The organism is Bradyrhizobium sp. (assembly GCF_019242285.1).
Classification (GTDB): Bacteria; Pseudomonadota; Alphaproteobacteria; order Rhizobiales; family Xanthobacteraceae; genus Bradyrhizobium.
In genome coordinates this window covers 1-3,599 of record NZ_JAFAVV010000791.1, presented here as the reverse complement: position 1 = coordinate 3,599, position 3,599 = coordinate 1, and the positions used below count along the sequence as shown (strand labels likewise).

At 63.9% G+C, this 3,599-nt stretch carries 5 protein-coding genes; 2 read left to right on the top strand and 3 right to left on the bottom strand.

What is annotated here, in order from left to right; all coding sequences use genetic code 11:
- Positions 1–44: 44 nt before the first annotated feature.
- On the bottom strand, positions 45–689 hold the full coding sequence (locus tag JOY90_RS32205) for a glutathione binding-like protein (protein ID WP_291695129.1): 645 nt from the start codon (positions 687–689) through the stop codon (positions 45–47).
- Positions 690–813: 124 nt separating this feature from the next.
- Between JOY90_RS32205 and JOY90_RS32200 the strand changes: the two genes are divergently transcribed.
- On the top strand, positions 814–1,656 hold the full coding sequence (locus tag JOY90_RS32200) for a LysR family transcriptional regulator (RefSeq protein WP_291695128.1): 843 nt from the start codon (positions 814–816) through the stop codon (positions 1,654–1,656).
- 149 nt (positions 1,657–1,805) lie between these two features.
- Entirely contained in the window at positions 1,806–2,156 is a 351-nt protein-coding gene (locus JOY90_RS32195; RefSeq protein ID WP_291695127.1) for a hypothetical protein, read from the top strand.
- Positions 2,157–2,935: 779 nt separating this feature from the next.
- On the opposite strand, the gene JOY90_RS32190 is transcribed toward JOY90_RS32195, so the two are convergent.
- Together JOY90_RS32190 and JOY90_RS32185 are read right to left on the bottom strand one after the other, a co-directional pair.
- The gene (locus tag JOY90_RS32190; RefSeq protein ID WP_291695126.1) at positions 2,936–3,220 is read right to left on the bottom strand and encodes a HigA family addiction module antitoxin; all 285 of its coding nucleotides are present in this window, start codon (positions 3,218–3,220) and stop codon (positions 2,936–2,938) included.
- Positions 3,221–3,229: 9 nt separating this feature from the next.
- Positions 3,230–3,511, bottom strand: a complete 282-nt coding sequence (locus JOY90_RS32185) for a type II toxin-antitoxin system RelE/ParE family toxin (RefSeq protein ID WP_291695125.1) — start codon at positions 3,509–3,511, stop codon at positions 3,230–3,232.
- Positions 3,512–3,599: the final 88 nt, after the last annotated feature.

The window sequence follows — 3,599 nt, the reverse complement described above, 5'->3', positions numbered from 1 at the left end:
CGCCTTAGCCTGCCGAGCCTAGGGGCAGATATGGCTCTGCCCACCTACGGATTCTGAACCTGGCGCGCCATCACCTTGCGCAACTGCATCTCGTGATCGATCGCGGACCGGACCGGCGAACGCTCTTGCATGCGTTGCAGATAGTCGGCCAGCGGCGGCCATTGCGCGACATCGACGCCGCCGCGGCCGAGCAGCAGCAGCGACCAGGCGAGGTAGGCGTCGGCGACGGTGAAGCCTTTGCCGACGAGATGATCCCGGTGCGCGAGGTGATCGGCCGCAACCGACAGGCTCTTGCCGATCCGCTCGCGCGCGGCGGCCTTCGCGGCGTCGTCCTTGTACCAGAAGGTCGGAAACAGGAACGCCTTGTGGATTTCGCAGCCGACGAAGCTCAGCCATTCCTGCAGGCGATAGCGGTCGGGATCGCCGGGGCGGGGCGCCAGGGCGGACTCCGGCCTCAGATCGGCGATGTATTGCAGCACGGCGGCGTTCTCGGTCAGTTTCTCGCCGTTCTCGAGCACCAGGACCGGCACGGCGCCCTTGGGCGAGATGCTCAGGAAATCGCTGCCATCCTCGACCACCTTCTTGGTCCAGAGATCGGCGCGGTGATAACGCGCCTCGATGCCGGCTTCCATCAATGCGATGCGGGAAGCAAGCGAGCAGGCCATGGGCGAGAAATAGAGCTGCAACATGAACGCCTCCGGATTCCAAATCGTGGCCGGAGCATAGCGCAGGGGATGGCTGCCGTTATGCAGGGATCGTGCAGCCATCGGCTGCAGGATTGCAGGTCCGTCGTGGCCCGTGATACGACGGGTCATGAACTGGGACGACCTGCGCATCGTCGCCGCGGTCAGGGAGGCGGGCACCTATGCCGCCGCCGGCACGCGGCTGCGGCTCGACGAGACGACGGTCGGCCGGCGCCTCGCCCGGATCGAACGCGCGCTCGGCGTCCGCCTGTTCGAGGCGGTCGACGGAGGACGCAGGCCCACCGCGTCATGCGAGCGGGTGCTGGCGCACGTCCAGGCGATGATGGCGCATGCCGCCGAGATTTCCCGGATCGGCGACAGCCTGCCCGGGCTCGTCGGCCGTTTCCGGATCGCGTCCACCAACGCCGTGGCCGAGGAGATCCTGGCGCCGCGCGCGGCCCGGCTGCTCGCCGCCCATCCGGGCATTGCGCTGCGGCTCCTCACGTCCAGCGAGAATGTGAGGTTCTCGCGCTGGCAGGCCGATGTCGCGATCCGCCTGCGCAAGCCCGACAAGGGGGATTTCACCATCTCCAGGCTCGGCGAGCTCAAGCTGTATCTGATCGAACCCGCGGCGAAGGGCGAGGCCGAGCCCGTGGTCTGCGCCTATCCCGACGAGCTCGGCCAGATTCCGGAGACCGAGCTTCTGAAAGAAGCGGGGTTGCAGGGGCGCACCCGCATCGTCAGCGACAACGTCCGCGTGATCCGGACGCTGATCGAAAGCCGTCAGGCCATCGGCATTCTCCCGGATCTTCTCTGCACAGCCCTGCTGTCCGACCGCCGCCTGCGGGCGACGCTGCTGCCGCGCCGCCGCGACGTCTGGCTCTTGGTGCAGAACCATCTGAAGCGCGACGGGGCCGCGCGCGTGGTGATCGACTGGATCCGCGACGCGTTCGCGGAGTTCGCGCGGGGGTAGGCCTTGAGCTTGCCTTGCGTAGCGGTACCAAAGGCCGAGCGGCAGAGGCATCTCTGAAAAACATAGGGAGGTATTAGGGTAATGAAATGGCTTTTAGTTGATTCCATGAATTTAATGATTTCATGTAAACTCGGATACCGGAGGAAAATATGGCAAAGGCCAGGTCACGCTCGACGTCACTGCCGGAGGACCTTGATCTCCGGGTGCGCACCATTGCACTGAGGGAAAACCGCACGCCCGCCAACGTGCTCGAAAACGCAGTCAGGGTGTTCACGTTGATGCCCCAGGAGCTTCGGAACCTGCTGATCGAAGCCTCGGCTGACCAGGCGAAAGGCGTTCGGAAGCTCGAGGAGCTGAGCCGCCGCATCATGTTCGCGCTGGCGCGGGAGCGGTTCGAAAGCGCAGCTGCCAGGCTCGCGCAGTCGGACGGAACGATCGATCCCGAAATGCTTGACGCCGACGAGATGGTCCTGGAGTCGGACGGTTCGGCCTCGCGCTGATCGACCAATGCCCATCGTCGTTCCGGACGTGAACGTCCTGGTCTCGAAATTGAACGCCGATCGGGCGGGCCGATCGTCGACGACAAGTCAAAAGGTCGTTCGATTTCTCGTTTCCGGCTCGATCGTCGGCGAACCCGTTCAGATCGCAATGTCCTTCAAGATGCTCGACACCTACCGGGACGTCCTGCTTCGGAACGGTTACCCGGAGGAGCTGGTGGAGGAACAGATTTCCGGCCTCACCGGGATGATGAAATTCGGTCCGCTCGGCTTTGATCCGTACATGGTGCTCGGCGGTTCGCCGGACCCTGCATTGAAGGATAGCGAAGACGGTGGGGTCCTGGCCACCGCCCATGCTGCCAGGGCCTCCCTGGTGATCACCGACAATCTGAAGGATTTTGCCGGGCAGGACGCGGAAACGTTCCAGACGTCACACGGCAAAACTCCCAAAGGCATGACGCGCGAGCTCTATTGCATCATCCGCTCGCGCCCGGATGGGAAAGAGCTCGCGATCGTTCATCCGGCGGACTTCGTGTCGTGGACCGAGCGGGACTTCCGTATCTCACCTCAGTCGATCAGGCGGGCATTGACGAAGATGCCCAAGCCTCGAGGGAGCGTAGCCCGCATGAGCGCAGCGATATGCGGGGCCCGGTGTCCCGGATGTGGCTTCCGCCTACGCTCGGCGAGCTTCGGCGGACAAGCCGCTCATCCGGGCTACTCGCGTGAAACGGATGGGCACGCTTCGCTTTGCCCACTCTACAGACCACACGACTTGCACTGCTTCACGCCGCGCTGCGCGGGACGATCTTCCTGTAGCTGTGGGTCTTCTCGGCCTTCGAGAGATCGTAGGCCGCCTGCAGGTTCAGCCAGAAGCGTGGATCGGTGCCGAAATAGCGGCCGAGTCGGATCGCGGTGTCTGCGGTGACGTCGCGCGTACCGCGCATGATCTCGGTCAGGCGGTTCGCAGGAACGTCCAGATGCTTGGCCAGCGCACGCGCCGACAGGCCGAGCGGAACGAGATATTCCTCGCGCAGGATTTCGCCGGGGTGGGTGCGCAGACGCGGCATGGATGCCTCCTAGTGATAGTCGACGATCTCGACCGCTTCCGGTCCATCCGGCGTCCAGCGGAAGCAGACTCTCCATTGCTGGTTTATTCTGATGGAATGTTGCCCGCGTCGATCGCCTTTCATTGCCTCGAGCCGATTGCCTGGAGGTGACCGAAGGTCGTCCAGCCGTGTCGCCGCGTCCACCATATCGAGCTTGCGCAGGGCCGCGGACTCAATGTTCCGCCACTGCACCGGGCAAAGGCCGTCGCGAAACAGCCGCTCGGTAGCCTTGTCGGCAAAGCTGCGGATCATTTCAGATAGTATGCGATACGTACCGCATAACAGTCAAGTAAAACTGGCAGAGGAGAATAGCAGAGGCGCGAAGGGACCGTGCCATCAT

What these genes read in the sequence shown, in the direction of transcription:
- JOY90_RS32205 (WP_291695129.1), bottom strand. Translation starts at nt 689, where the DNA reads ATGTTGCAGCTCTATTTCTCGCCCATGGCCTGCTCGCTTGCTTCCCGC.
- JOY90_RS32200 (WP_291695128.1), top strand. Translation starts at nt 814, where the DNA reads ATGAACTGGGACGACCTGCGCATCGTCGCCGCGGTCAGGGAGGCGGGC.
- JOY90_RS32195 (WP_291695127.1), top strand. Translation starts at nt 1,806, where the DNA reads ATGGCAAAGGCCAGGTCACGCTCGACGTCACTGCCGGAGGACCTTGAT.
- JOY90_RS32190 (WP_291695126.1), bottom strand. Translation starts at nt 3,220, where the DNA reads ATGCCGCGTCTGCGCACCCACCCCGGCGAAATCCTGCGCGAGGAATAT.
- JOY90_RS32185 (WP_291695125.1), bottom strand. Translation starts at nt 3,511, where the DNA reads ATGATCCGCAGCTTTGCCGACAAGGCTACCGAGCGGCTGTTTCGCGAC.